General features: G+C 68.4%; 1 protein-coding gene. It reads left to right on the top strand.

The window, feature by feature from the left end; genetic code table 11:
- Positions 1-731 (top strand): gamma-glutamyltransferase family protein (locus A5622_RS07205; RefSeq protein WP_197507964.1); only part of this gene is annotated, 731 nt, incomplete at both ends.

The following is a 731-nucleotide window of genomic DNA, read 5'->3' as shown; positions in this document are numbered from 1 at the left end:
CGACGGCGGCTACCGCGGATACACGGTGCACGAGATACCACCCAACGGCCAGGGAATCGTCGCGCTGATCGCCCTGGGCATCCTGGAACACTTCGACTTGGCCTCGCTGCCGGTCGATTCCGCGGACAGCGTGCACCTGCAGATCGAGGCGGTGAAGCTGGCGTTCGCCGACGCCCAGGCGTATGTCGCCGACATCGAGCACATGCCGCTGTCGCCCGAGCGCCTGTTGGACCAGGAGTACCTGAAGCAGCGCGCGGCACTGATCGACCGCCGACGGGCCAGGCCGGCATCCGCCGGCGCCCCGGCGGGTGGAACCGTCTACCTGACCGCCGCCGACGCCGCGGGGATGATGGTGTCGATGATCCAGTCGAACTACATGGGGTTCGGCTCGGGCGTGGTGGTGCCGGGCACCGGGATCTCGCTGCAAAATCGGGGCGCGAATTTCACTGCCGCCCAAGGGCATCCGAACGCAGTGGCCCCGAACAAGCGCCCCTACCACACCATCATCCCGGGGTTTGTGACCAAAGACGGCGAACCGGTGCTGAGCTTCGGGGTGATGGGCGGAATGATGCAGCCCCAGGGGCACGTGCAGGTGATGGTGCGCATCGCCGACCACGGGCAGAACCCCCAGGCGGCGTGCGACGGCCCGCGGTTCCGGTGGGTGGAGGGCATGCAGGTCAGCTGCGAAACGGGGTTCCCGGTCGCAACGCTCGACGAGTTGCGCCGCCGCG

The organism is Mycobacterium sp. 1245801.1 (assembly GCF_001673055.1).
GTDB classification, from domain to species: Bacteria; Actinomycetota; Actinomycetes; order Mycobacteriales; family Mycobacteriaceae; genus Mycobacterium; species Mycobacterium europaeum_A.
This window is presented reverse-complemented; position numbering and strand designations above follow the sequence as displayed.